We start from the raw sequence: 26,037 nt of genomic DNA on the forward strand, positions 1-26,037 counted from the left end.
CCTTGGCGCCCCTTCATAAACCAGACTCTCGGCCGCAAGCCGACGCCCTACGGAATAAGCCTCTCAACGGCGCCACCACGCTCCGCTCGGCGAGGCCGCCGATTTGATCCGGGTCACCGACGCAGACCAACTCGGCGCGGCCTCTCACGCTATGAGTTCAGCGAGCCTAAACTCGGGACGACTGGCGCCGGCTTCTGCGCAAGCGCGGATGTGAGATCTCTGGACACGCCGGCCTCACACGCGTTCCTGAATTCACGTGGCGACCGACCGTACTGTTCGCGGAAGGCTCTGCTGAAATGCGCCGAGCCGTTGAAGCCCCAGCGAAAGCAGATCTCCGAGATTGAAAGCCGGGCATGCTGCGGACTGGCCAGGTCGATCCGGCACCGCTCCAGACGACGCGAGCGCAAATAGTGGCTGAAGGTTTCGTTGGCCGACGCGAACAGCTTCTGCACGTAGCGTGGCGAGACGCCCTCCTCGTCCGCCACGCGACGGAGCGACAGGTCCGGATCTGGCAGCAGGGTCTCGATGGTTTGGCAGAGGCGCTGCAGATGCGCCGTCGGGGTCGAGGGATCCAGAGCGTCTGACGCGGCCGCCCCCCGCTCCAGCAAGCACTGAGCCAAGAATTCCGTCAGAGCCAGGTCGACCGGTCGCAACTGATCGACCGACAAGTTCTCCAGTTCCTCGGCCGTACCGCGCAACAGGTCGGACAGGATGCGTGGCACGCCTTCCGAGCCCTCCAGCCACCCCACGCGCAAGTTGAAAGGCTTGATCAGGCGGTGATCCAGGGCCACGCGAGGCGCGCGGACGAAGAGCAGGCGCGAGCGGGTGTCCAAGCGAAGAGCCGCCGCCTGTCCCGTGGGGCCGAAGGCGATGTCCCCGGGAGAGACGCCGACAGCCAGATCGTCGGTCACCAGGGTCGCTTCGCCATGCAGCAGAACCGCCAGCCACACGGCGGCGGGCTGCCCCGAAAGCCGGCCCGAAATCGTCTGGGCGCCGGCTTCGACCAGGGCGAACTCGATGCCCAGGGGGGAGGTCAGGCAGATCACCGAAGCCGCGGCCGGCTCGCCGGACGACAGTCCCTCGATCGGCAGGCCCAAGCGTCCCATCGCGTCACGCCACGCCTCGGCCCGCTCGGCGCGGGGATGGCTCTCGGTGCTGAACGACCAAGCCTTCATCGTCCTATTCCTTGAGCTTGGGGAAGATGTCGCGGGGAATCCGGACGTGGCAGCCCTGGGTGCCGTCGACGACCTGGGTGACGCCAAAGTCCGCGGCCACGCTCATCAGCGAATAGGCGTCGTTCTTCGACAGCCCGACCTGGTCGCTGAGCAGGCTCAGCATCTTGGTCGAGGCGTCGCGCATGGCCAGGTTCAGGTCTTCATTGAAGCCATGGACGATCCACCACTTTGGCGTCTCCAACAGGGGGCCGGGAGTCTGGATGTCCTTGCGCAGAACGATCTGCATCAGGACGTTCAGCGAGCTCTCGATGGCCGTGCCTGACAGCTCGCCATCGCCCTGGCTGACGTGGGGGTCGCCGATGGAGAACAGGCCGCCGTCGACCTGGACGGTATAGTACATCGTCGCCCCTGCCCCGATGCGCCAGTTGTCGATGTTGCCGCCGTGCTCTCCGGGCGGAATGGTGCTGACGCGGCCGTCGACCGCCGGCGCGACGCCAGCGGTCCCCAGGTGCGGCCGGGCCGGAATCCGGATCCCCTTCAGGGCTGGCTGGCGGTCGCACTCGGGACAATGGGTGATCGTGCCGGGGATCAGATACTTGCCCTCGAAATCATAGGCGTAGAGAGCGCTGGCGGTGTTGGTGTTCGGATCCAGCTCGTAGATCGTCACCCGCTCCTTCTCGCCGAACTCCTTGTAGAGATAGCCCCAATTGGCCGCGAGGTTGGAGCCGTAGTTGTCGCGCGGAACCATGCGCAGGTAGCGCACCTCCAGCACATCGCCAGGCTTGGCGTCCTCGACGTAGATGGGCCCCGTCATGATGTGGACGCCGGGGTTGCGGTCGTCCTCGGGGATCTCCTTGAAGATCCGCGTGACGCCTTCGTCCATCATCAGCTCGGGCGCGTCGCCGGCATGGTGGGTGATCGCCTCGGCCTGGACCAGGTCCCCGCTCTTGATACGCAGCGACGGCGGCGTCGAAGGATCGAAATAGCCCCAATGCACCGTTTGGGGCGTGGCCTTCAGGGTGTGCAAGGCGCCGGGAACGACGTCAGGACGGGTCTGGCCGGGTTCGCAGATGAAGGGCATCGGGTCTCGGTCCTCAGGCGCTGGCCAAATGGGGGGTGGAGAGCGTGACGGAGGTCATGCTCAGCGAGCCGTGCTCGATATGGTCGGGGCCGAAGGTCGGGACATCGCCGGGCAGGCGCGCGCCCAGCACGTACAGTAGCGGCCAGTAGTGGTCGGGCGTCGGCACGGAGCGCTTGGCGTCCTGGCCCTGGCTCTCGAAGTCGACGGCGCGCTGCGGGGCGTCCTCGACGATGGCGGTTTTGATGTAGTCATTGAAGCGCTGCGACCAGTCGTAAGGCGCGCAGTTCCGGTCGCCCCAGTCCATGGCCGGCAGATTGTGGACAATGTTGCCGGTGCCGACGATCAGCACGCCCTCGTCGCGCAGGGGCGCCAGGCGCTGGCCGATCTCGTAATGCCAGGCGGGCGGTTTGCTCGCGTCCATGCTGAGCTGCACCACCGGCACATCGGCGTCCGGGAACGCCTTGCTCAGGACCGACCAGGTCCCGTGGTCCAGGCCCCAGGCCTGTTCGTCCATCGCCACCGGCGTCGGGCTAAGGATTTCACGCACCCGCGCGGCCAGCTCGGGCGAGCCGGGCGCCGGATACCGCTGATCGAAGAGCGCCTTGGGAAAAGACGCGCCGAAGTCGTGGATTGTGCGGGGCCTGGTCATTGCCGTCACCGCGACCCCGCGCGTCAGCCAGTGGGCCGAGACGCAAAGGATCGCCTTGGGCTTGCCGACAGCGTCCCCCATGGCCTTCCAGGCCCGCGTGGTGTCGTTGGTCTCCAGCGCGATCATCGGGCTGCCGTGACCGAAGAAGATGACGGGCAGACGGCTCACGCGGCGGCCTCCGTATTGGCGGCGGCGGGCGCGTCGCCGGCTTTCAGGGCGGCCCAGGCCTTCTGGTAGCGCGGCGTGAGCCAGCGGTTGAACTGCACCTGCGCGCCCTCCTGCCAGGAGTAGCGGCCGCGGATGGCGAAGCGCGAGCGCAGGCCCTGCTGGACCAGCTCGTCGACATGCATGTCCTGGGCGATGATCTTGCCGGCCGAGGTCATGATCATCTCGAGGCGCTCCTCGAAGCCTGGGCTCTCCGTGGCGCCAGGCGCCACGAGGATTCCCGTGTCCTGCTCCATGGTCTCGGGACCGGTCGGGCGCAGGATCAGGTAGATGACCATGTCGCTGGTCATCACCAGCGACAGCGTCGGCGGGATGTTGGCGAAGGTGGCGCGGTCGCGGTCCTCGTCGGTCAGGTTCGGGAACACCGGCAACACCGCCTTCTGCGTCGGGTTGAAGCTGGCGTCTCGGTGCAGCGTGCCGTTGTAGCGCAGAAAGCCGGCGTCCCCCTCGCCCGCCTCGGGGAAGCTGCACAGCTCGCTCGGAATGAAGTCGTGAAGCGGCCCCCGGTGCAGCTTGCTGGCGTGGTAGCCGTCGTTGTTGTTCTCGAACATGACCTTCCAGTTCCAGGCGAACTGGCCGGTCATCGGCGGGGAGAGGCCATCGGCGTTCGAAAGGTCGTAGTTGGCCACCGCCGCCTCGACGGCCGTCAGGCGCGGCGCCAGCGGCGGGGCCTCGGCGTCGAAGTTGATGAAGATGAAACCCAGCCAGACCTCGACCTTGAAGGTCGGGAGCTTGATGGCCTTCTTGTCGAACTCGCAGGTGCGCTCCATGGCCGGGGCGTTCACCAGGTCGCCGTTCAACGAATAGACCCAGTGGTGATAGGGACACACAAAGCCGCGCGTATTGCCCCTGCCCTCGGCCACCAGCATGGCCCGGTGCTGGCACACGGCAGACATCGCCTTGATCTGGTTGTCGCGGTTGCGCGTGACGATGATCGGCTCGCCGATGATCCGCGTCGTGAAGAAGTCTCCGGGCTCCTTGACCCAGTCGACGCGGCCCACGCACAGCCATTCGTGATTGAACAGCGCCTCCTTCTCGAACTCGTAGAAGTCGGCGTCGACATAGCAGGCGGGCGGCAGGGTCTCGGCGGTCTCGACGTCCCGCATAGAGCGGGACAGGCCTTCGAAGAAGACATCGCTGAGAAGGGGCGGCCGCGGGCTCATCGTGAAGCGCTCTACAAGGGCGGAAGTCGACCATCACGCTAGGACCGCACCGTGAGCTGGTCTTGCCTCAGCGCGCACGAAGAGTTGGTCGGCAACCGCCCTCCATGGCGCGACGCCGGGTTTGCAGGCGCTCGGCGCCCCGGAGACGCCTTTGGCGCCCAATCCAGGATCACACCCGGCGCCGCCGAGAAAGCTGTCGTGCGCGCTGAGACAAGACCGCCACCCTCGCCGCGCCTAGGGTCATGTCGTGGACATCGCCCCACGGAGGACGCCATGACGCCGACCGCAGACATCGCCATCAAGGACCTGAAGCCGGGCTTCGGGGCCGAGATCTCCGGCATCGACCTGGCCTCCGCCCCCGACGCGGCGCTGGACCAGGTCGTCGACACCTTCCACCGCCATGGGGCCATCGCGCTGCACGGCCAGAAGATGACGCCCGACGACCTGATGCGGTTCATCGGACGGTTCGGCGATCCGGAGGACCACACCCAAACCCGCTTCACCCTGCCCGGCTATCCGAAGATCTTCATCCTCAGCAATCGCGTTGTCGATGGAAAGCCGATCGGCGCCCACAACGACGGCGTGGGCTGGCACACCGACTACAGCTACAAGCCCGAGCCGGTCATGTTGACCATGCTCTACGCGGTCGAGGTCCCTGATGAAGGTTCCGACACGCTGCTGGCCGACGGCTGCGCGGCCTGGAACGCCCTGCCCGTCGACAAGCAGGCCCTGCTGGAGGGTCTGCGGCTGCACCACAGCTATAAGCACTTCATGGCCACTCGCCAGTTCGGCCAACAGCAGACCCTGTCGCCCGAGCTGGAAGCGGCCAATCCCGACGTCGAACACCCGCTGATCCGCACCCATCCGGCCGATGGTCGCAAGGCGCTGTGGCCCTCGACCGGCACCGTCACCGAAGTGATCGGCATGCCGGGACCCGCGGGTCTGGCGCTGCTGGACGAGTTGGTCGAGTTCATGACCGAGGAGCGCTTCGTCTATCGCCACAAGTGGCGGGTCGGCGACCTGCTGATGTGGGACAATCGCTGCACCCTGCACACCGGCACGCTGTACGACGACACCAAGTACATCCGGACCATGCACCGCCTTTGGGTGAAGGGCGACAAGCCGTACTGATCCTGTTTTCGGTGGAGTTGGCATGACCAAGACCTGGATGATCACCGGCGTGTCCGACGGCCTGGGCCGCGAGATCGCCCGCGCCGCCCTGAAGCGGGGCGACGTCGTCGTCGGCACGGTGCGCAGGCCCGAGGCCGTCGCCGCGTTCGAAGCCCTTGCGCCTGGCCGCGCCCACGGCGTCGTCATGGACGTCACTGATACGGCGGCCGTCGCCGCCGCCGTCGCCAAGGCCGAAGGCGCGACCGGGACCATCGACGTCCTGGTCAACAACGCCGGCTATGGTCTGGTCGGGGCGGTCGAGGAGGCGTCCCTGGACGAGGTTCGCGCCCAGTTCGAGGTCAACGTCTTCGGGCCCCTCGCGGTCCTGAAGGCCGCCCTGCCCGCCATGCGCGCGCGCCGCGCGGGCCGGATCATCAACATCACCTCGGTCTCGGGCCTGGCCGTCTGGGCCGGCACGGGCGTGTACTGCGCCAGCAAATGGGCGCTGGAAGGCCTGACCCAGACCCTGGCCCAGGAGGTCGCGGAGCTCGGGATCCGGGTCGTCAACGTCGCGCCCGGCGGACTGCGCACGGACTTCGCCACGGGCTCCAAGGTCATCGCGGCCGACAAGCTCTCCGACTATGACGGCCTCGCCCGCGACGCCGAGCGGATCATGGCCGACCATGCCGGCCAGGAACCCGGCGACCCGGCCAAGGCGGCCCGAGCGATCCTGACGATCGCCGATATCGAGGCCCCGCCGATGCACCTGCTGCTGGGCGAGGACGCCCTGAAGTACGCCGGCCACGCCGCCCAGGGCCTGGCCGCCGACATCGAAGCCTGGAAGGCCCTGAGCCTCTCCATCGGCTTCAACGACTGATCCCCAAACGCGAGCGCACGCCTTGACCAACACCCTGATCTTCGTCGACCTGGCCTCCGAAGACCCGTCCGAAGCCGGCGACTTCTACGCCAAGGTGTTCGGCTGGCAGAACGACGCCCGCCCGGAGGGCGTCTACCACCGCATGGTGCCGGGCGGCTTCTTCAAGAAGCCCGACGGGACCGACAGCGAGATCGGCAACCTACACCTTGGGATTTTCAAGGCCGCGAACGCCCGCCCCCACCCCGAGCCGGCCGGCGTCGAGCCCCGCGCGCTGAGCGCCGACGGCCGCAAGCCGCGCGTCTGGGTGCTGATCGGCGACGACGACAGCGCCGACCGCATCCTGGGGACCGCCGAGGACCTGGGCGCGACCATCCTTTGGCGGAACCACTACTGGAAGGAATTCAACGGCTACAATCACGCCTTCCGCGACCCCTGGGGCAACGAGATCGTGCTGTGGGGCAAGGCCGGGCAGGATCCTCGGGTACCCGCGGACTTCACGCGCGAATAGCAAGACGCCGCGCTAAGTGCGCGGCGTTTGACAAAACAACCGAGCGCCGCCGGATTTCACGGCGGCGCTTTTGCTGTCCCGTTCTCAGAACGGCTTATCGCCGGCGATCGTCACCCGATAGCCGGTGCGGGTGTCAGGGAAATAGTCCCAGATCGCCTGGTGCCACGTGCAGCGGTTGTCCCAGAAGGCCACCGAATTAGGCCGCCAGCGGAAACGCACCTGGAAATCGGGATTGCTGGCGTGCTGGTAGAGATAGCCCAGGATCGCCGAGCTCTCGGCCTTGGGCAGGCCGGCGATATGGGTCGTGTAGGACGGGTTGACGAACAGGCTCTTGCGACCGGTGACCGGATGGGTCCGCACGATCGGATGGGTCGAGCAGTTATACTTGCGGTCGATATCCGGGAAGATGGCCTTGTAGACGGGATTGGCGTCGTGGACCGCCGAAAGCCCCTCAAGATAGGCCTTCATCTTGTCCGACAGCGTCTCGTAGGCCCAGTACATGCTGGCGAAGCACGTGTCCCCGCCGTCCTCGGGCAGGACCTTCATGTAGAGGATGCTGCCCAGCGGCGGTTCGGGATCGCAAGTCAGGTCGGAGTGCCAGTTCTCGCCCGCCACGAACTTGGAATTGGCGTCGGCGTGGATGGCGACGATCTCGGGATGATCCGGCAGGCCGGGGACGCCAGAATGGATGGCCAAATCCCCGAACTTACGGCCTAAATCCTTGTGCGCCTCATGCGACATGTCCTGGTCCCGGAAGAAGATCACCTGGTGCCGCAGCAGCGCCTGATGCACTTCCTCGAACTGGCGATTGCTGAGGGGCTTGCCCAGGTCGACGCCGAAGATCTCCGCGCCGATCCGGCGGGTCATGGGCTTCACGTCAAGCACGTCGTAGGCCATGCGAAACTCCACTAGGTGTTCAGAAAGCCGCCGCGCACATAGACAAGCGGCGCCTTGGTCTCGTCGGTGACGACGCGCAACACGCGGCCGACCAGGATTTCGTGATCGCCGCCATCGTGAATGGCGTGTAGCGCGCACTCGACTGCGGCGACGCAGTCGGCCAGCAAAGGCGCGCCACAGACGCCCGCCTCCACGGCGGTCAGAGCGAAACGGTCGTCGGCGCCGCTCTTGGCGAAGCGGTAGGCTAGGTCACCCTGCTCGCGCGCCAGGATGTTGACGCAAAACCGCTCGGCCGGCTTCAGCGCCGCCAGGGTCCGACTGTCGCGCTTGAGACAGACCATCACCAGCGGCGGATCCATCGACACCGAGCTGAAGGCGCTGACGGTCGTGCCGACTAGCCGACCTTCGTGACAGGCGGTCACCACCGTCACGCCGGCGGCGAAGCTGCCCATGGCCTTGCGGAAGTCGGCAAGCTCCGGAACTTGCGACTGGAGGGCTAGGCTCATGACTCGGTTCCGAACGGATTATCGGGATAGACCGCCGACGCCGGTCGCCCGACGCCCTCATCCGGGCTAGCTCGCCCACAGACCGCCAGGGCCGTGAGGGCGTAGATCAGGGCGCTGTCGACCATGTCCTTTGGCGTCGGCCGCCAGCGGCGGAAGCCGGTGGTGATGGCCGGGATGCGGTGCATGTTGAAGACGTTGTGGTCGCGCCACATGCTGGAATAGACCGGGTTGGCCAGGGCCACCGGATGGCCGAGACCCAGCTGGGTGGCGACGTCCACCGCGCCGACCAGCGGGGCCACCTCGGCGGCGTCAGCCTCGAAGCCGTGGCGCACCACGACCGGCTCGATGTCGATGCGACCCAGGCCGGTCTCGCGGACCATGGCCTCCAGCGAATGCTGGACGTCGGCGACACGCTGCTTGGGCGTCAGGCCCACCTCCAGATAGAGGTTCACCAGCTCGGTGCCCGCACCGAAGGCATAGGGAATGCCGCCCCGGATCGAGGCGATCTGCGACTTGGGCTGGGCCACACCGCCGAGGCTGTCGTAGCGGCTCTTCTTTTCGTACTCGCCGCTCCAGGCGTGGATGGCCTCGGTCAGCTTGCCGATCTTGTAGATCGGGTTGGGATGCTGGGCCGCAGTCGCCGGATGCTCCAGCAGTGGGGTGAAGACGCCCTCCCCCCAGACCTGGAACCGGAACACCGCATAGCCGCAACCCACCCAGGTCAGGCCGAAATCGCAGCCCTCGGCGGCGATGGCGTAGTCCGGTGCTACGCCGCCATGGTGGAAAAGGTAGTGGGCGCCGATGTCCTTGCCCATGTAGGCGACGCCCCGATGCTCTTCGATCGGTTCGGGACCGATCTCGCCGGGACAGGCCGTCAGGTACATCTTGCCGGCCAGTTCGTAACCGGCCTTCTTCAGCGCCTTGGCCGCGATCAGGAAGCAGCTCATCGGCCCGCGATCATTGGCGATCGGGTAGCCGTAGAGCTTGCCGTCTTCCAGCCAGCACTTCTCCCACTCGGGATTGGCCAGGGTCTCGGCGCTGTACTTGTAACTGTCGAGATCCGGGTTCCAGGTCGGCGCCTCGGTGTCGAGGTGGGCGGTGAACAGCAGGTTCTTGCCCCCGATGGTGTTTGGGCCCTTGCCGCCGTGCGTGCCGATGATGTTCGGCCGCTCCGGCGTCGCCCCCACCTTGCGCGGCGAGAAGCCCTCGCGCGCCATCCAGTCGTAGACGTAGTTGGCGACCTCCAACTCCTTGCCGGACGGCGCGGGGATGTTGCCCAGGGTCAGGGCCAACTCGACGATCTCCGCCTCGTCGATGGCGGCGGCGATGGCCGCGCGGTCCGCGTCGGTGACCGTGTACGGGGCGCCGACGCCCAGGTTTGGAAATCCATCGGCCATGGTCAAACACTCCAGGCGGCGGCGATCGCGGCCGTGTCGGTCAAGATCGCGCTGTTCAGTTCCATCACCTTCAGCGAGGCCGCGTGGATGTCGGCCTCGTAGGCGGCGCAGGCGTCCGCCGCGACGAAGACGTGATAGTCCAGGCTGAAGGCGTCGCGGACGGTGCTGTCGACGCAGCACTCTGTGGTCAGGCCAGCCGCGATCAGGGTGTCGACGCCCAGGGCCTTCAGTCGCGCGTCGAGGTCCGTGCCGCCAAAGCCGCTGTAGCGGGTCTTCTTCACCACCCGCTCACCAGGCAGCGGTCTGGGTCCGAAGAACTCGGAGCCGACTTCGCCCTCGCGGCACAAGGCGCTCTCATTGTCCGGGTCGCCGCCCCGACGACGCATGCGCTCCTTCCAGCTGGCGGAGTCCGTCTCCGGCGTTGTGAAAAGGCCAACGAAGACGACAGGAACGCCCGTCGCCCGGGCGGTCTCTACCAGCCGCTCGGCCGCCGCGACGGCGGGCTGGACGACGGCCATATCGACATAGGCGCCCAGAGCGCCTTCGGGCGAGGCGAAGTCGACCTGGATGTCGATCACCAGCACCGCCGTCCGCGACGGCGCGATCCACGTCTTCAAATCGTCGGCCAGGCCCGCCGCTGTCGTCATCGCGTTCACTGGAACACCGCCCTCAGTCCCGGCAGAATCTCCGCGCCGAACATCGTCAGCCCTTCGACATAGTCGGGGAAGATCATCATCAGGCCGTCCAGTTCGCAGTAGCGCAGGAACTCTTCGATCTGGGCGCCGCAGGTCTGGGGCGACCCCACCACGGTATGGGTCATGAACGCCCCCTGGGCCGCCGCGACGCTGGAGAGCTTCTCGGCCGGCACGCCCCAGCTTTCCAGCATGGCCAGGATCGCGCCCATGTCGGCGCCGCTCTTGTAGTGCTCGACCTTGGCCTCGGCGTCGGCGTCCGTGTCGCCATGAACGACGGTGCACATGGCGAAGGTCTTGATGCTCTTGCCCATCGCCTCGGCGGTCTTCTTGGCCCGCAGCGAGGCGTCGCGGCGCTCGTCCGGCGTGCGGCCGCCGATGAAGCAGACGTCGGCCTCGCGCACCGAGAACTGGAAGCCGCGATCGCTCATGCCGGCGCAGACGAGATCCGGACGCGGGCGGGACAGCGGCTTGGGCTTGGATTGGCAATCCTTCATCGTGAAGTACTTGCCGGCGAAGTCGACGCTGTCCTCGGACCACAGCCGCTTGACGATCGTCGTCCATTCCTCGGTCAGGGCGTAGCGGTCGTCGTGGGTCAGGGAGTCATCCCATGCGCCCATCTGGTCGAATTCGCCCTTGTAGGCCCCCGCCACGATGTTCAGGCCCGCGCGACCGCCGCTGATGTGGTCCAGGGTGGCGATCATCTTGGCCGCCACGGCCGGGTTCTGCAGCAGCGGATGGATGGTCGCCCAGATCTTCACGGTCTTGGTGGCCTCGGCGATGCCGGCCATCATGGTGACCGACTCCAGAGCCGTGCCCCAATGGTCGGTCTCGCCGCCGAAGCCGCGGAACTTGCCCATCGACATCACGAAATCCATGCCGACCTCATCGGCCTTCACCGCCGCGGCGCGGTTCTGAGCGTAGAGGCCATCCAGGGTCGGCGCGGTCTTGGAGATGATCCAGCCGCCGTTGGCGACCGGCAGGAAGACCCCGAAGTCCTTGTGCTGAGAAGGGCGGTGGAACATGGCGTTGCTCTCCTTGTTCTTTGGTCTTGGTCCCTACGCGGCGTCGCGCAGCAGGACAGGCGTGGGCGCCGGGACGGGCGCGAGCGTGCTTTCCTCGATCGTCTTGCGCGGCGGACGCATGAACAGCGCCGCCACGAAGATCACCCCGATCACGGCGGCGAAGACCTGGAAGGTCGGCGCGAAGCCGCCCAGATGGTCGCGCATGAAGCCGCCGATCACCGGCCCCAAGGCCGAGACCGCGCCAACCAGGCAGACCATCGAGAAGAGCTCGAGATTGTTCTTCCGGCCATAATAGTTGAGCAGCAGGATGCTGACGGCCAGCACGGTCATGCCGAAGCCGACGCCCACGCCGAGAGCGAAGACCACCATCATCGGCCAGGTCGTGGCGTTGGCCAGGGCCAGAAGGCCCGCCGCCATCATCCCTTGCGCGCCGGCCAGCAGCCAGCGCGGGTCGATGCGATCGCCCAGCAGGCCGCCGCTCATCCGGGCCACGACCTGCATCAGGGATTCCAGGCTCAACGCCGCCACGGCGACGGTCGAGATCACGCCCATTTCGCTGAAGTGGCTGGGCGCCAAGCTAACCGCGGTGACCCCGCCCAGCAGGTGGGCGAAATAGGCCGCGACAATGACGTAGAATTGCGGGGTGCGGATGGCTTCCTTGACCGTCCAGTCGACCTGGGTGCGGTAGACGCGGGCGTTGGCCGGCTGGGCGGCCGCCTCTTCGGCCACGGCCTTATCGGTTTCGACCGCGGCGCCGTCCAGCCAAGCCTTGGCGGGAACCAGGGCGGCGGCCAAGACCCCCACCACGGCCGAGGCGATCGCTTGCCAGACCCAGTACGGCCGCCAGGCGCCGCCGGCGATCTCCATGCCGACCAGGGCCATCCACGGACCAGCGACGCCCCCCAGCGAGCCGATCGTGAAATAGACCCCGAACGGCAGGGCCCGCTTCTTGAACAGCATCGACAACAGATGCGTGCCAGGGATCAGGGCCATCATCTGGTAGCCAACGCCCAGCAGGGCCGTGCCGAACAGGTAGATCGGCAAGCCGCGCGCCACCGCCAGGCAGATGAAGCCGGCGATCATCACCGCCGAACCGACGATGATCGTGGCCCGCACGCCAATCTTGCGGATCAGCAGCGCCGGCAGCCACGACGAGCCGCCGCAGAAGGCGCCCAGCAGCGTGAAGCCAAGGAAGGCCGAGGCGAAGCTCCACTGCTGGTCCTCGATCATGGCCGGCAGGACCACGCCCAGCGACGAGAACGTCGAGGCGGTGATCAGGAACAGCAGAAGGGAAAGAGCGCCCAGGAGGGTCCAGGAGCGCCATTGGATCGTCGACATCGCCATCGAGCCTCCATGCAAGCTGGCGGCGCGTCCCTCACGGGGCGCGCCGCGTGGGGAACTAGAACTTCCGAGACAGGGTCACGCGCCACTCGCGGCCCTTGCTGGGCAGCGCGCCGAGGTTGGCGTAGCTGTCGGCGTCGGGCGTGAAATAGAGCTTGTCGAACAGGTTATCGACGTTGAGCGTGGCCGTGTACGGACCGTACTCATAGTAGACGCTGCCGCTGGCCACCCAGTAGGCGGGATAGGTCACCGCGTTCTGGACGGTGCCCGAGGTCTTGGTGACGTGCGTCACGCCGAACGTGCCGCCGACCTTGCCCCACTCATGCTCATCGCTGGTGTAGGCGCCGTACAGGCTGACCACCGACTTGGGGATCAGGGTGTAATCGTAGTCGCCCGAGCGGCCCGGCAGGCTGCTGAACGCCCACACCACATAGGTGCCGCCATAGGCCTGCGCGCCCGCCACGCCGGCGGTGTAGGCCGGGATGTACTGGAACGAGTTATCGGGCCCCTTCACCGTGGTGTGCTGGGTGTTGCCCGAGAAGGTGAAGCTGAGGTTCTCGCTGGCCAGCCAGCGCACCTCCAGCTCCACGCCCTTGGCCCGGGTCCCGGTCGGCGTGCCGGTGATGCCCGTCAGCTGGGTGCGGTTCTGGCGGTAGCCCGCAAGCGAGCCGACCAGCGTGCCGCGCAGCCACTGGAACTTGAAGCCGGCCTCCGCCAGGTCGCTGTTGGACAGCCAGGCGTCGCTGGCGTCGGCCACCAGGCCAGGCGCGATGTCGCCGGCCTGGCTCATTTCCAGGGCCGAGGCCTTGGCGTAGGTGATGTAGGGCATGACGCCGGCCGGCGCCTTGTAGGTGGCGCTGGCGCTATACGTGAACTTGCCCTTGCTGGCCTTCTGCTTGCCCGTGATCTGGTAGCTGAGGAAGCCGGTATCTTCCGAGGTGACGTCGTAGTCGTCGTAGCGGCCGCCCAGCATCAGGTTCAAGCGCTCGCCGACCTTGATGTCGGTCATCGCGAACACGCCCGTCTGGGTCCATTCGCTCTTGTTGTCATTCTCCCACCGCAGCCCCTGCACGCCGGCGCCGGTCTCGGTCGAGAACGGACTGTCGATGATGTCGGTCGGCGTGGCCCCGAAGCTGATGTCGCGGCGGTCCAGCGCGATCATGCCGCTGTTGTAGCTCTCGCGACGGCGGCCGTCGAAGCCGCGGTAGGACGCGCCGATGAACGACTTGGAGCTGATGATCCCCATGTCATAGGCGAAGTTGTAGGTGAGGCGCGCCTCCCACACCGAGCTGTCGAACCAGGCCGGATAGCCGTAGCTGACGAAGCGCTTGTTCTCCTGGTCGTCGTAGAACAGCTGCAGTTTGATCGTGCTGTCGGGCGTCAGCGACTTGGCCAGGTCGTAGTAGAGGGTGTTGGTCCGCGTCTTCGAAAAGTCGGCGCCGCTGATGTAGACGGTGCGCGGGTCAAGCTTGGTCGTTCCGACGCCGGTGTCCAACGTGTGTAGGGCGTTGCTGTCTGGATAGCCGTAGTAGGCCAGGTATGTGGCGCTACCGTACGGATAGAAGCCGACCTCGTTCGGCGTCAGGCGACCGTTGCCGTCGGTGTCCTTCAGCGTGGTGTCGCGGCCGGTGATGTAGGTCCGGTTGTCGATCAGGGCCTGGGTCAGGCGGTTCCAGCCCGGCGTCTGCACGTCCCCGTCCGAGTGGTAGTACATGCCGCCGAACGCCGTGGTCCAGCCATCGCCCAGGTCGAAGTCCGATGAGGCCTCCAGCGTCTGACGGCGCGGATAGATGCCCTTATAGTAGCTGTGGCTGTCCTCGACCTCGCCGTACAGATAGACGCCGCCGGTGACCGAGCCGAAGTTCGCGGGCAGGCCCACCTGGGCGATCGCGTTCTTCTTGTTGTACGAGCCGTAGGTCACCGTGAACTCGCCGGTCGGCTCGGTCAGGTAGCCGCCCTCGTTCTTGCCCGACTTCGGGATGAAGTTGAGCATGCCGCCCACCTTGCCCGAGCCGTAGATCGGGGTCGGCGGACCGCGCACGATCTGGATCTGGTCGGCGGCGCCGATCGGGGTCGAATAGGTCCCCCGGTTCTCGATGCGCTTGAAACCACGGAAATAGTTCTCGGCCAGGGTGCCGCGAATGTTCAGCGCGCCCGGCACGCCATAAAAGCTGGCCGTGTAAGTGCCCGGCGAGACGGCGGTCAGGCCGTCGATCGTCTCGATGCCATAGCGCTGTAGCGTCACGTCGCTGACGAAGCTGGCCGAGCGCGGCGTCTCCAGCAGCGGCTTATCGATGCCGAAGACGGTATTGTTGGGCTGCTTCTCCAACAGCCCCGCCTTGTCACGCGCCTTGACCACGACCTCGTCGACGGTGTCGGACGGCGTTGCGGCCTCGTCGGCGAAAGCGATTTGCGCGTGCGCCAGCAACACAAGAGCGGAACAGCCCGCCATCAAAAGCCGGTAATTCGACATGCGGTCCTCATGCGAGGCTGTCGCGCCCACCGCCTGCGGCGGTTATCCCCAAGGTCGACACCTCGAGACCATCATCGACCGGTCAGGCGCCCCGGCGAGGCGAGCTGCCTGACATTTCACTCAAAATGTCCCTGCCGCATGCATCTTGAGCCGTTGGCGACTTCGAAATCAGCGTGATGGCGCTGAAATTTGCTTCAGAGCGAACCAGACGCGCCTCAAAGGCGTCCATACCAGAGCACGGACGAACAAGTTTCGCCTGAGGTGCGCGAGCGCGCGGTGAGGATGGTGCGGGTGCGCGAGGGCGATCATCCCTCTCGGTGGGCGACGATGGTGTCGATCGCCGAGCCGCGCCAAGCCAACGAGATCCTGCGCAAGGCTCGCGCCTATTTCGCCCAGGCGGAGCTCGACCGCCCGTTCAAGCGATGACCGCCTTCATCTACGATCACCAAGGGGCTTACGGGGGTGAGCCGATCTGCCAGATAAACCCGGGGCAGTTCAGACAGCAATTACGACCCGCATAGTTGTTGGGACCTAAAAGGCGATTTTCCCCAACGAGCCATCTAACCAGAATGGGTGTCATTTCGGCCTTCTAGCGACCCTTAGGCGGACAACAATTCTGGACCGCGATACTTGACGCCAGGCCCTTGAGCTACAAAACAGCTTCCCAATGGTCCGTCGATATTTCACCAGCGGTCTGGGCGGATTTGGGAGACAAGCGATATTGGCGAAGAATTCAGGAGCCATTCGCGGTCCCACGATCATCGATGTCGCGGCTCAAGCCGGCGTGTCGCCCATGACGGTGTCCAGGGTCATCAACGATCGTCCCGGCGTCGGCCCGGAAACGCGCCAAGCGGTCAACGAGGCCATCCGCGCGCTGGGCTATACGCCAAACGTCGCCGCGCGCAGCCTGGTGACCTCGGCCGAGCTGCGGATCGGTGTCGTCTATTCCAACCCCAGCGCCGCCTTCATGAGCGACTTTCTGACGGGCGTCTTCGAGGAAGCCTCGATCCGAGGCGCGCGACTGATCCTGCTCAGAGGCGGCGAAGGCGGCCTCGCGCCGAGCCCCGCCGAACTGAAGGCGCTGGTGGCCTCGGGCATTCGCGGCGTGATCCTGGCGCCGCCCTTGGGCGAGTCGCCCGTCGTTTTGCGCGCCTTGAGCAAGGCCGGACTGCCGATGGCCGCCGTCGGCGCCTATGGCGTCGAGGACGCGATCTGCGTGCGGATCGACGACCGCCGCGCCGCCCATGAGATGACCCGCGAGTTGATCGCCCTGGGGCATCGCCATCTGGGCTTCATCCTGGGCAACCCCAATCAGGCGGCCAGCGGCCAGCGCCTGGCGGGCTTCCAGGACGCCGTTCGCGAGGCCCCGGGCGTGACCATGGTCATCGCTCAAGGCGATTTCAGCTTCGCCTCGGGCCTCGCGGCGGCGGAACAGTTGCTGGATACCCCGGCGCCGCCCACGGCGATCTTCGCCAGCAATGACGACATGGCCGCCGCGGCGGTCTCGGTCGCGCACCGCCGCCACCTGGACGTGCCGCGCGAACTGACCGTGGTCGGCTTCGACGATACGCCGGCGGCCGTCACGCTTTGGCCGCCGCTGACCACTGTCCATCAGCCAGTTCGCAAGCTGGCCGCCGAGGCGCTCGGGCTGCTGAGCGCCGCGATCGCCAGAACCGCGCCGGACGATCAGGCGCGCCGCGAACACGTGCTCGACCACGAGATCATCGCGCGGCAGTCCACGGCGGTCCTGCCCCGGGCCTGAACCCAGGGTCAACAAGGCGGCGATCACAACTTCCGCGACCATTATGTCGGAGTATTGACTCCCTCCCCGCACCAGCATACCACCGGTATGGTAACGTTACCGTTCCCCGCCAGCGGCGGTTCGGCGACGGCAAAGACGCGCTGACGCAATGACGTCCGCGCAAGGGAGGGAAACAAGAAATGCGTGCCACAGGCATGAATCGTTCGCGCGCGCCGTCGCAAGCGGCGAACACCGAAATCACCGAATTTTCGACCGGACCCGCTCCCGGCCAGCTGCGAACCCAAGCGCTGATGTCGGCCGGCGCGGCCGCCTTGATGTCGGTGCTGATCGCCGGCCCCGCCTTGGCCCAGTCGGCTCCGACGCCCAAGCCCCCCTCCTCCGCCAACGACGACGCCGTCGTGAGCGAGATCGTGGTCACGGGCACGCGCATCCAGACCACCGGCTTCACCGCGCCGACCCCGACCTCGGTGATCGGCGAAGAGCAGATCCAGAACAACGCCCAGCCCAATGTCTTCGCGACCATCGTGCAACTGCCGTCGCTGCAGGGCTCCAGCGGCTCGGCCACCAACACCTTCAGCACATCGAGCGGCCAGCAGGGCCTGAGCTCGTTCTCGCTGCGCGGCCTGGGCACGATCCGCACCCTGACCCTGCTGGACGGCCAGCGCGTGGTTGGCGCCTACTACACCGGCGTCACCGACGTCAGCCTGTTCCCGCAACTGCTGATCCAGCGCGTGGACGTCGTGAACGGCGGCGCCTCGGCCTCGTACGGCTCCGACGCCGTGGGCGGCGTCGTCAACTTCATCACCGACACCCGCTTCACCGGCCTGAAGGGCAACGTGCAGGCCGGCATCTCGAAGTACGACGACAACGAGCAGGGCCTTGTGCAACTGGCTGGCGGCCGCAGCTTCGCCGGTGACCGCGTGCATCTTGTCGGCAGCGTCGAGTGGGCGAAGGAAGATGGCGTCGGCCCGGGCGACTTCGGCCTGGACCTGGCCGGCGATCGCCACTGGTTCACCCAGACGACGATGATCAACCGCAACGTCACGAACGACGGCTCGCCGCAGTATCTGATGCGCGACAACGCCCAGCCCTACGCCTACACCAAGTACGGCCTGATCACGGCCGGTCCGCTGCAGGGCATCGCCTTCGACCAGAGCGGCCAACCCTTCCAGTTCCAGTACGGCTCGGGCGGCGTGCCGTCCAAGACCGCGGGCGGCGCCGTCCTGGGCTGCCTGCCCGGCTTCTGCGTCGGCGGCGACCTGTCGGGCAATGTCGACAGCGGCCGCACGCTGCAGTCGGCGATCGAGCGCAAGGTCGGCTACGGCCGGATCGGCTATGATTTCGCCGAGAACAACGAGGCCTACGTCTCGTTCAACCTGGGCCAGGTCAAGACCAGCAACCAGCCCGTCAACGGCATGAACCGGACGGGCCTGACGCTGCAGTGCGCCAACCCGTACCTGCCCACGTCGGTGCGCGACGCCTGCGCGACCGCCGGGATAACCAGCTTCCAGTTCGGCACCAGCAACGCGTTGCTGCCCAACACCAAGGTCCACACCGATCGTCGCATGTATCGCGTCGTCGCCGGGCTAAAGGGCAAGTTCGCCGCGTTCAACTCCGACTGGTCGTATGACGCCTACTACGAGCATGGGGTCAACAAGACCGCCATCGACGTCGACCACATTCTGCTGACGCCGCACTTCAACCAGGCGATCCAGGCCATCACCCTGAACGGCGCGATCGTCTGCGCCGATCCGGTGGCGCGCGCCAATGGCTGCCAGCCGCTCAACATCTTCGGTGGCAAGCCGCCTTCGGCCGCGGCCCTGGAATATGTCCAACCCGCCGCCGGTCCGTTCCAGCGCCTGCGCATGACCCAGGACGTGGCCAGCCTGAACTTCTCGGGCGCGCCGGTCGAACTCTGGGCCGGTCCGCTGTCGGTGGCCTTCGGCGCCGAGTATCGCCGGGAGTTCTACACCGTCCGGGCCGACCCCTACGGCGCCGGGATCGCCGATCGTAGCCCCAACGGCGGCGCCTATCCGGCCGATCCGCTGATGTCGTCGCTGGGCAACAACTGGCACGCGGGGAACTACAAGAACGGCGACGGGGTCTACAACGTCAAGGAAGCCTTCCTGGAAGTCGATGTGCCGCTGTTCGACAACGACGCGGCCGGCCGCGCCAACTTCAACGCCGCGGCGCGGGTGACCGACTACAGCACCTCGGGCACGATCTGGACCTGGAAGGCTGGCGGCACCTGGGACACCCCGATCGATGGGCTGCGCTTCCGCGGCGTGACCTCGCGCGACGTCCGCGCGCCCAACCTGTCGGAATTGTTCGCCGCGCCCGTCACCACGACCCTGCCGAACTTCTTCGACCCGGCGAACAACCGGAACGTGGTGGCGATCCAGAACGCCGTCGGCAACCCGGACTTGACGCCGGAAATCGCCCGCAACTCCCAGATCGGCGTCGTGTTGGCCAATCCGTCGTGGCTGCCGGGCTTCAGCGCGTCGTTCGACTACTACAAGATCAAGGTCGACGACGTCGTCTCCAGCCTGGGCGCGGCGCAGATCGTCGACTACTGCTTCCGCAACATTCTGCCCCAGACCTGCGGCGCGTATAACCTCAACAACACGACCGGCCCGAACTACATCAACGTCCAGTCCTTCAATCTGGCGTCGATCAAGACCAGCGGGTTCGACATCGAGGCCAGCTACCGCTGGCGTCAGCCGCTGGGCCTCTCCGGCAACTTCACCCTGCGGGCTCTCGCCACGCACATCCGCGACTTCTGGACCGACACCGGCCTGCCCGGCACCGTTCCGGTCGACTCCGCGGGCGTGAACCAGGGCAACACCCCCCGCTGGAAGTGGCTGGCGATCCAGAGCTATGAGACCGATCGCTTCAGCATCACGCTGCAGGAGCGTTGGTTCACCGATGGCAACTACGGCAATCAGTATGTCGTCTGCGCCCCTGGAACCTGCCCGGTCTCGACGGCCAACGCCCCGACGATCGACAAGAACTTCATGCCCGGCGCGTTCTACATGGACGTTGGCGGAACCTATACCATCCGTCCCGACGTGACGGCCTACTTCAAGGTCGACAACCTGTTCGATCGTGATCCGGCCAAGTCGCCGAACTACGCCAACCCGGCGCTCTACGACATCATCGGCCGGATGTACCGCGCCGGCGTTCGCTTCAAGTTCTAGGCCGCGATCGGCGTGGCGCTTTCACGGCGCCACGCCGACAACGCCAGACCTTGGTTGACCTCTCTATTTGTCCGACCACTATTCAGCGGATCACGAGCCCCCCCATGCGCCACGGGGAAGCCGGCGTGATCAGGCGCCAGCGATCTGGGGAGACTACATGTTCCTATTTGCCCGGCCGCTGGCCCTCTCCGCCATAGCTCTGACGCTGGCCGCTCCGGCCTTCGCCCAGACCCGCGCCGACGCGCCGATCCCGGTCCGCATCGAAGCCGGCTCGCCAGGCGCCAAGATCGATCGTCACATCTTCGGCCAGTTCGCCGAGCATCTCGGGACCGGCATCTATGGCGGCGTCTGGGTGGGCAAGGACTCGTCGATCCCCAATGTTCGAGGCATTCGCAAGGACGTCGTCGAAGCCCTTCGCGCCATCAAGGTGCCGAACGTGCGCTGGCCGGGCGGCTGCTTCGCCGACGAGTATCACTGGCGCCACGGGATCGGCCCGGCCGAGTCTCGCCGCAAGACGATCAACTCCAACTGGGGCGGCGCCGTCGAGCCCAACACCTTCGGCACCGACGAATTCATGGACTTCGTCGACCAGATCGGCAGCGAGGCCTATGTCTCGGTCAATGTCGGCTCCGGCACGGTCCAGGATGCCGCCGAGTGGGTCGAGTACATGACCGCCGATCCGGCCACGACCGCCGGCAAGGAGCGCGCGGCCAACGGCCGCGTCGCGCCCTACAAGGTCAAGTTCCTGGGCCTCGGCAACGAGAGCTGGAGCTGCGGCGGGGCGATGCGTCCCGAGTACTACGCCGACGAGATGAAGCGCTACGCCCGCTTCGTCCGCAACTACAACCCCAAGCAGACCGGCGCGGAGGCGATGCAGCGCATCGCGGTGGGCCCCAACCAGGCCGATCCCGCCTACACCGAGGCGGTGATGGCCGCCTACAAGTCGCACGACTGGGCCTGGAGCCTAGAAGGGCTGTCGCTGCACTCGTACACGACCGGCGGCTGGCCGCCGTCCTATTCCAGCACCAAGTTCGACGAGACGGCCTACGCCAAGCTCCTGAAGGAAACGCTGGGCATGGACGACCTGATCGCCAAGCACTCGGCGATCATGGACAAGTACGATCCCGAGAAGAAGGTCACCCTGGCCGTCGACGAATGGGGCGTCTGGCTGGCGCCGCTGGAAGGCACCAACCCTGGCTTCCTGGTCCAGCAGAACTCGCTGCGAGACGCGATCGTCGCGGCTTTGAACCTGAACATCTTCGCCCGTCACGCCGACCGGGTGCGGATCACCAATATCGCCCAGATGGTCAACGTCCTGCAGGCCATGATCCTGACGGACAAGGACAAGATGGTCCTGACCCCGACCTATCACGTCTACAAGATGTACCTGCCCTTCCAGGACGCGACCTTCGTTCCGGTCAGCCTCGACAAGGGGGTTTACACCCAGGGCGACGTCACCCTGCCCCGGGTCGACGCGATCGCCGCTCGGGACACGCAAGGCAAGCTCTGGCTGGCCGTCACGAACCTGGATCCGACCCGCCCAGCCAAGATTTCGGCGAGCGTGGCCGGGGGCAAGGGCGCTTCCGCCAAGGGGCTAGTCCTGACGGCGGCCCGTGTCGACTCGGTCAACACGTTCGAAGCGCCGGGCGCCGTCGTTCCGAAGCCCTATTCCGCCAAGGCCGGCGTCAAGGGCCTCGATCTGGATATTCCAGCCAAGTCGGTGGTGGTCGTGCAACTCGAGCCTTGACGGGCTCGTAACTTGCCAAGGGTAACACGGTTGCGCTTATAGAGCCCCGAACGCCGCCAGGAGTCTGACGCATGCCGACCGAAGAGCCTGAAACCAAGTCGATTCCCAAGTCGACGAGAGGCTCCGGTCGGCGTCTGCGCGGCGCCGTGGCGCACTACCTAGGCACCGCCATCGTCTCCGGCCAGATCGCGCCTGGCGAGAAGCTCACCGGCGAAATCGCCAACGCCGAGGCGCTGGACGTCTCGCGCAGCGCCTATCGCGAGGCGGTGCAGGTCCTGACCGCCAAGGGCTTGGTCGAGAGCCGCCCGAAGGCCGGCACCCGTGTGCTGCCGCGCAGCCGCTGGAACATCCTCGACCCCACCGTCTTGGCTTGGGCTTTCTCCGCTAGCGAACCGGACATCACCTTCGTGCGCGATCTTTTCGAACTGCGCTCGGTTGTCGAGCCGGCGGCGGCGCGCTTCGCCGCCGAGCGTCGCGACAAGGACGACATCAAGGCGATGAAGGACGCCCTGGCCGGCATGCGCCGCCACACCCTGGCGACGGAAGCCGGACGCGCGGCCGACCGTGCTTTCCACGACGCCCTGCTGCGCGCCACGCACAACGACGCGATGATCGCGCTCAGCGCCAGCATCAGCGCCGCGGTCAGTTGGACGACGGAGTTCAAGCAGCGTTCGCGCGCCCTGCCCCGCGACCCGGTGCCCGATCACGCCAAGGTCTGCGACGCCATCGCCGCCGGCGATCCCGAGGCCGCCAGCGCCGCGATGCGGACCCTGGTCGAGCTGGCGCTCGAGGACACCCGCTCGGCGATGTGAACTTTAGGGCTTGGACAGCGTGAAGCTGTCGACGTCCAGTCGGCCTTCGCCACCCCTCGGGTTATAGCAGAACAGCCCGTACTGCTCGCCCTGGAACGTGCCCGTACGCCAGTCATAGGCCAGCGGGAACTCGCCCGGCAGCGCGGTCCAGGCCTTGCCGTCCAGGCTGTAGGCCAGGGCGGACTTGTCGGTGGTGAAGTCCATCTCGACCGATAGCCAGAGGTCCTTCAACGGAACCGAGACGGCCGCGCCGCGCGGTGTCGTGACGGGGCCGGTCTGGGTGCTCTCGATCAGGCGCGCGCCGAGTTCGCCGTGGCCCTGCGCGGTGCGGGTCAAGACGATCTGGCTCGAAAACTTGCCGAACGTGCCAAGGCCGCAGGCGTCCCCGATGGCGAGGCCGCGCGCGTCCACCTTCGCCACGGCGCGGCTCCTAGGCCCCTGCCCTTTCTGGACCAGCGTGTTGCGCGCGCTCCAGAACTCCGGGGCCTGGGTGGCCTTCAGCCGCAGATAGCCGGGACGCTCGCTGAGCGACCAGCGGCGGTCGTCGGGATTGTGGTTCCACTGCCACTGCCGGCCCAGCGTCGGCTTGCTGAAGTCGTCGGAGCTGGGCGGCTCGACGAAGGGCTTGCCCAGGATCGGCTTGGCGGCGGTCGCGGGGACACGGCCCGGCGCTTCCGGCGTGCCCCACACCGGCCAGCCGTCTTGCCAGAAGACGGGGCTGATATTGGTCACGCGACCGATCGCGCCGGCGTCCAGCATAACAAAACCGTACCAGCCGCCGCCGGGCAGATCGACCAGGGCGCCCTGGTGTCCGCCGGTCTTGTCGTCGATCTGGTCGCGGGTCTCCCAAGGTCCGGTCAGCGACCGCGCCCGCGACACCGTCATCCCCAGGCGTCGGGGAATAGAATTGAAGATGTAGTACCAGCCGTCGCGCTTGATCAGCTTCGAGCCCTCGGCGCCCTTGATGTAGTGGATCTTCTGGGCGCTGGTGACGGTGGTCAGGTCGTCGTCGAGGGTGAGCAGCGTGATCGTCCCGTCCGACCCGATCGAGGTGGCCATATAGGCCTTGCCGTCGTCGTCGATGAACAGGGCGGGGTCGAAGGCCTCGCGGTCGAGCTCATGCATCGTCCACGGCCCGCGCACATCGGCGGCCGAATAGATGCGCGTCGGACGGCCAACCGGCGTGACGGCGATGTGGAAGCGGCCCTTGTGATAGCGCAGGCTCGGCGCATAGACGCCGTGACGATAGTCGCCGCCTTCGGCCAGGTCGTATTTGGGATTGCCGGTCAGCCTGGGCATCACGTGGCCGGCGATGTCCCAGTTCACCAGGTCCTTGGAATGCAGGATCGTCAGGCCCGGCGCGTTCACGAAGGTGGTCGAGGCGAAGTAGAAGTCCTCGCCGACCCGGATGATGTCGGGATCTGGATAGTCGGCATTGAGCGGCGGGTTGCGATACGTCCCGTCGCCGACGTCGGAACGCCAGACCTGCGCCTGTGCGAAGCCCGCTCCGACGCTCAACGCGAGGGCGGCCGCCAGCATGGCGCTTCCGAGAACCTTGGCCATGCCGGCCTCCCTAACTTCTTGTCTTAGTGGTTATCCCTGGGCAGGCCCTTGGTCTGGGCGATGCGCTGGTATTTGACGGCGGGTTCGAGGACGGCGCCGGTTTCGAGCTGTCCGACGACGGCGCGCTGGATCTCCTGCCAGGGGGTCTGGCTTTCGGGGATCGGGAAGCCGCCGGCGGCCTCAAGGGCCTTGCGGCGCTCGACGATCTCGCTGGGCGAGACCAGCACGTCGACCCGCGACTTGCGCAGGTCAAAGCGGACCTTGTCGCCGGTCTTGAGGAGAGCAAGCCCCCCGCCCACGGCCGCCTCGGGCGAGGCGTTGAGGATCGAGGGCGAGCCCGACGTGCCCGACTGGCGGCCATCGCCGATGCAGGGCAGTTGGTGGACGCCTTGCTTGATCAGGTAGTTGGGCGCGCGCATGTTCACGACCTCGGCCGCGCCGGGATAGCCCACCGGGCCGGCCCCGCGCATGAACAGGATCGAGTTGGCGGTGATGCCCACCGACGGATCGTCGATCCGGTGGTGGTAGTCCTCCGGACCGTCGAACACGACCGCCACGCCCTCGAAGGCGTCCGGATCATCGGGGTTGGACAGATACCGCTCGCGGAACTCCGGACTGATCACGCTGGTCTTCATGATCGCCGAGTTGAAGAGGTTGCCGCGCATGACCACGAAGCCGGCCCGCTCGACCAGCGGCCGCGAGAACGGACGGATGACGTCCTCGTCCTCGATCTGGACCCCGCGATACTGCTCGCCGATCGTCTGGCCCGAGACGCATTTGACGTCCTCGTGGATCAGGCCTTGCTCGATCAGCTGGCCGAACACCGCCGGCACGCCGCCGGCCCGGTAGTAGTCCTCGCCCAGATATTCCCCGGCCGGCTGCAGGTTGACCAGCAGCGGCACTTCCTCGCCCTTCTCCTGCCAGTCGTCGATCGAGAGCTCGACGCCCACGTGGCGGGCCAGGGCGTTCAGGTGGATCGGGGCGTTGGTCGAGCCGCCGATGGCCGAGTTGACGACAATGGCGTTGAGGAACGCCTCGCGGGTCAGCACGTCCGAGGGCTTCAGATCCTCGTTGACCATCTCCACGATCCGCAGACCCGTGCGATAGGCGTTCTCCTGACGGTCGCGATAGGGCGCGGGGATCGCCGCCGAGCCGGGCAGCGACATGCCCAGCGCCTCGGTCAGCGAGTTCATGGTCGTGGCCGTGCCCATGGTGTTGCAGTAGCCGGTCGAGGGCGCGGAGCTGGCCACCAGCTTGATGAAGCCGGCGTTGTCGATCTCGCCGGCCGCCAGCAGTTCGCGGGCCTTCCAGACGATGGTGCCCGAGCCGGTGCGCTGGCCCTTGTGCCAACCGTTCAGCATCGGGCCGACCGAGAGCGCGATGGCCGGGATGTTGACCGTCGCCGCCGCCATCAGGCAGGCGGGCGTGGTCTTATCGCAGCCGATGGTCAGCACCACCCCGTCCAGCGGATAGCCGTAGAGCAGCTCGACGAGGCCCAGGTACGAGAGGTTCCGGTCCAGGCCCGCCGTCGGCCGCTTGCCCGTCTCCTGGATCGGATGGACCGGGAACTCCAGCACGATGCCGCCCGCCGAGCGGATCCCCTCGCGCACCCGCTCGGCCAAAACGAGGTGGTGGCGGTTGCACGGCGACAAGTCCGAGCCCGTCTGGGCGATCCCGATGATCGGACGACCCGACTGCAGCTCCTCCAGCGTCAGACCAAAGTTCAGATAGCGCTCCAGATAAAGCGCCGTCATGTCGATATTGTCCGGATTATCAAACCACGCGCGCGAACGAAGCTTGGGGGGAGCGCCAGACGGAGACGACATGGATAGTCCTG

At 66.6% G+C, this 26,037-nt stretch carries 20 protein-coding genes, 1 pseudogene and 1 other annotated feature; of the genes and pseudogenes, 8 read left to right on the plus strand and 13 right to left on the minus strand.

Annotation, left to right across the window (positions count from 1 at the left end):
• Window positions 1-149: 149 nt before the first annotated feature.
• From J2728_RS09730 to J2728_RS09745, 4 genes are read right to left on the minus strand one after another with little or no spacing between them, the layout of a single operon-like run.
• Complete coding sequence (locus J2728_RS09730) at window positions 150-1,175, minus strand: helix-turn-helix domain-containing protein (protein WP_309998685.1); 1,026 nt, start codon at window positions 1,173-1,175, stop codon at window positions 150-152.
• A gap of 4 nt (window positions 1,176-1,179) precedes the next feature.
• The gene (locus tag J2728_RS09735) at window positions 1,180-2,256 is read right to left on the minus strand and encodes an acetamidase/formamidase family protein (protein WP_309998686.1); all 1,077 of its coding nucleotides are present in this window, start codon (window positions 2,254-2,256) and stop codon (window positions 1,180-1,182) included.
• Window positions 2,257-2,269: 13 nt separating this feature from the next.
• Window positions 2,270-3,073, minus strand: a complete 804-nt coding sequence (gene ygiD / locus J2728_RS09740) for a 4,5-DOPA-extradiol-dioxygenase (protein ID WP_309998687.1) — start codon at window positions 3,071-3,073, stop codon at window positions 2,270-2,272.
• Window positions 3,070-4,293: an aromatic ring-hydroxylating oxygenase subunit alpha gene (locus J2728_RS09745; protein WP_309998688.1), complete on the minus strand. Its 1,224-nt coding sequence runs from the start codon at window positions 4,291-4,293 to the stop codon at window positions 3,070-3,072. Before J2728_RS09745 ends, ygiD begins: the two co-directional genes overlap by 4 nt.
• Before the next feature lie 273 nt (window positions 4,294-4,566).
• On the opposite strand from J2728_RS09745, the gene J2728_RS09750 reads away from it, so the two are divergent.
• From J2728_RS09750 to J2728_RS09760, 3 genes are read left to right on the plus strand one after another with little or no spacing between them, the layout of a single operon-like run.
• On the plus strand, window positions 4,567-5,424 hold the full coding sequence (locus tag J2728_RS09750; protein WP_309998690.1) for a TauD/TfdA dioxygenase family protein: 858 nt from the start codon (window positions 4,567-4,569) through the stop codon (window positions 5,422-5,424).
• Between the two features lie 22 nt (window positions 5,425-5,446).
• Window positions 5,447-6,280 carry an oxidoreductase gene (locus tag J2728_RS09755; RefSeq protein ID WP_309998691.1) on the plus strand — a complete coding sequence of 278 codons (834 nt, stop codon included), beginning with the start codon at window positions 5,447-5,449 and terminating at the stop codon, window positions 6,278-6,280.
• A gap of 22 nt (window positions 6,281-6,302) precedes the next feature.
• On the plus strand, window positions 6,303-6,788 hold the full coding sequence (locus J2728_RS09760; protein ID WP_309998692.1) for a VOC family protein: 486 nt from the start codon (window positions 6,303-6,305) through the stop codon (window positions 6,786-6,788).
• A gap of 84 nt (window positions 6,789-6,872) precedes the next feature.
• Here J2728_RS09760 and J2728_RS09765 read toward each other — a convergent pair whose 3' ends face one another.
• The 7 genes from J2728_RS09765 to J2728_RS09795 form a co-directional block, all read right to left on the minus strand.
• A complete protein-coding gene (locus J2728_RS09765) occupies window positions 6,873-7,685 on the minus strand; it encodes a TauD/TfdA dioxygenase family protein (RefSeq protein ID WP_309998694.1) in 813 nt (270 codons plus the stop codon).
• A gap of 11 nt (window positions 7,686-7,696) precedes the next feature.
• Window positions 7,697-8,191, minus strand: a complete 495-nt coding sequence (locus tag J2728_RS09770; RefSeq protein ID WP_309998695.1) for a flavin reductase family protein — start codon at window positions 8,189-8,191, stop codon at window positions 7,697-7,699.
• A complete protein-coding gene (locus J2728_RS09775) occupies window positions 8,188-9,588 on the minus strand; it encodes a zinc-binding metallopeptidase family protein (RefSeq protein WP_309998696.1) in 1,401 nt (466 codons plus the stop codon). Before J2728_RS09775 ends, J2728_RS09770 begins: the two co-directional genes overlap by 4 nt.
• Window positions 9,589-9,590: 2 nt before the next feature.
• Window positions 9,591-10,235, minus strand: a complete 645-nt coding sequence (locus J2728_RS09780; protein WP_309999448.1) for a cysteine hydrolase family protein — start codon at window positions 10,233-10,235, stop codon at window positions 9,591-9,593.
• 5 nt (window positions 10,236-10,240) lie between these two features.
• The gene (locus J2728_RS09785) at window positions 10,241-11,305 is read right to left on the minus strand and encodes an LLM class flavin-dependent oxidoreductase (protein WP_309998697.1); all 1,065 of its coding nucleotides are present in this window, start codon (window positions 11,303-11,305) and stop codon (window positions 10,241-10,243) included.
• Between the two features lie 33 nt (window positions 11,306-11,338).
• Window positions 11,339-12,643, minus strand: coding sequence for an MFS transporter (locus J2728_RS09790; RefSeq protein WP_309999450.1), 1,305 nt, complete (start codon window positions 12,641-12,643; stop codon window positions 11,339-11,341).
• Between the two features lie 61 nt (window positions 12,644-12,704).
• Window positions 12,705-15,119: a TonB-dependent siderophore receptor gene (locus tag J2728_RS09795; RefSeq protein ID WP_309998698.1), complete on the minus strand. Its 2,415-nt coding sequence runs from the start codon at window positions 15,117-15,119 to the stop codon at window positions 12,705-12,707.
• 282 nt (window positions 15,120-15,401) lie between these two features.
• Between J2728_RS09795 and J2728_RS09800 the strand changes: the two are divergent.
• From J2728_RS09800 to J2728_RS09820, 5 genes and pseudogenes are all read left to right on the plus strand, one after another.
• Window positions 15,402-15,607: pseudogene (locus tag J2728_RS09800) on the plus strand (hypothetical protein); the annotation flags it as partial.
• Window positions 15,500-15,607, plus strand: a sequence feature (AL1L pseudoknot). It overlaps the preceding pseudogene by 108 nt.
• Before the next feature lie 233 nt (window positions 15,608-15,840).
• Window positions 15,841-16,881, plus strand: a complete 1,041-nt coding sequence (locus J2728_RS09805) for a LacI family DNA-binding transcriptional regulator (RefSeq protein WP_309998700.1) — start codon at window positions 15,841-15,843, stop codon at window positions 16,879-16,881.
• A 290-nt stretch (window positions 16,882-17,171) separates the two neighbouring features.
• Window positions 17,172-20,078 (plus strand): TonB-dependent receptor plug domain-containing protein, encoded by a 2,907-nt coding sequence (locus J2728_RS09810; RefSeq protein ID WP_404979748.1) that lies wholly within the window; start codon window positions 17,172-17,174, stop codon window positions 20,076-20,078.
• A gap of 157 nt (window positions 20,079-20,235) precedes the next feature.
• Complete coding sequence (locus J2728_RS09815; protein WP_309998703.1) at window positions 20,236-21,825, plus strand: alpha-N-arabinofuranosidase; 1,590 nt, start codon at window positions 20,236-20,238, stop codon at window positions 21,823-21,825.
• 71 nt (window positions 21,826-21,896) lie between these two features.
• Window positions 21,897-22,637, plus strand: coding sequence for a FadR/GntR family transcriptional regulator (locus J2728_RS09820; RefSeq protein ID WP_309998704.1), 741 nt, complete (start codon window positions 21,897-21,899; stop codon window positions 22,635-22,637).
• A 3-nt stretch (window positions 22,638-22,640) separates the two neighbouring features.
• Here the strand turns inward: J2728_RS09820 and J2728_RS09825 are convergent, their stop codons facing one another.
• Window positions 22,641-24,200: a glycoside hydrolase family 43 protein gene (locus J2728_RS09825; RefSeq protein WP_309998705.1), complete on the minus strand. Its 1,560-nt coding sequence runs from the start codon at window positions 24,198-24,200 to the stop codon at window positions 22,641-22,643.
• A 23-nt stretch (window positions 24,201-24,223) separates the two neighbouring features.
• Window positions 24,224-26,026 (minus strand): IlvD/Edd family dehydratase, encoded by a 1,803-nt coding sequence (locus J2728_RS09830; RefSeq protein ID WP_309998706.1) that lies wholly within the window; start codon window positions 26,024-26,026, stop codon window positions 24,224-24,226.
• Window positions 26,027-26,037 lie beyond the last annotated feature (11 nt).

Source organism: Caulobacter segnis (genome assembly GCF_031454995.1).
In the GTDB taxonomy this organism is placed as follows: Bacteria; Pseudomonadota; Alphaproteobacteria; order Caulobacterales; family Caulobacteraceae; genus Caulobacter; species Caulobacter segnis_E.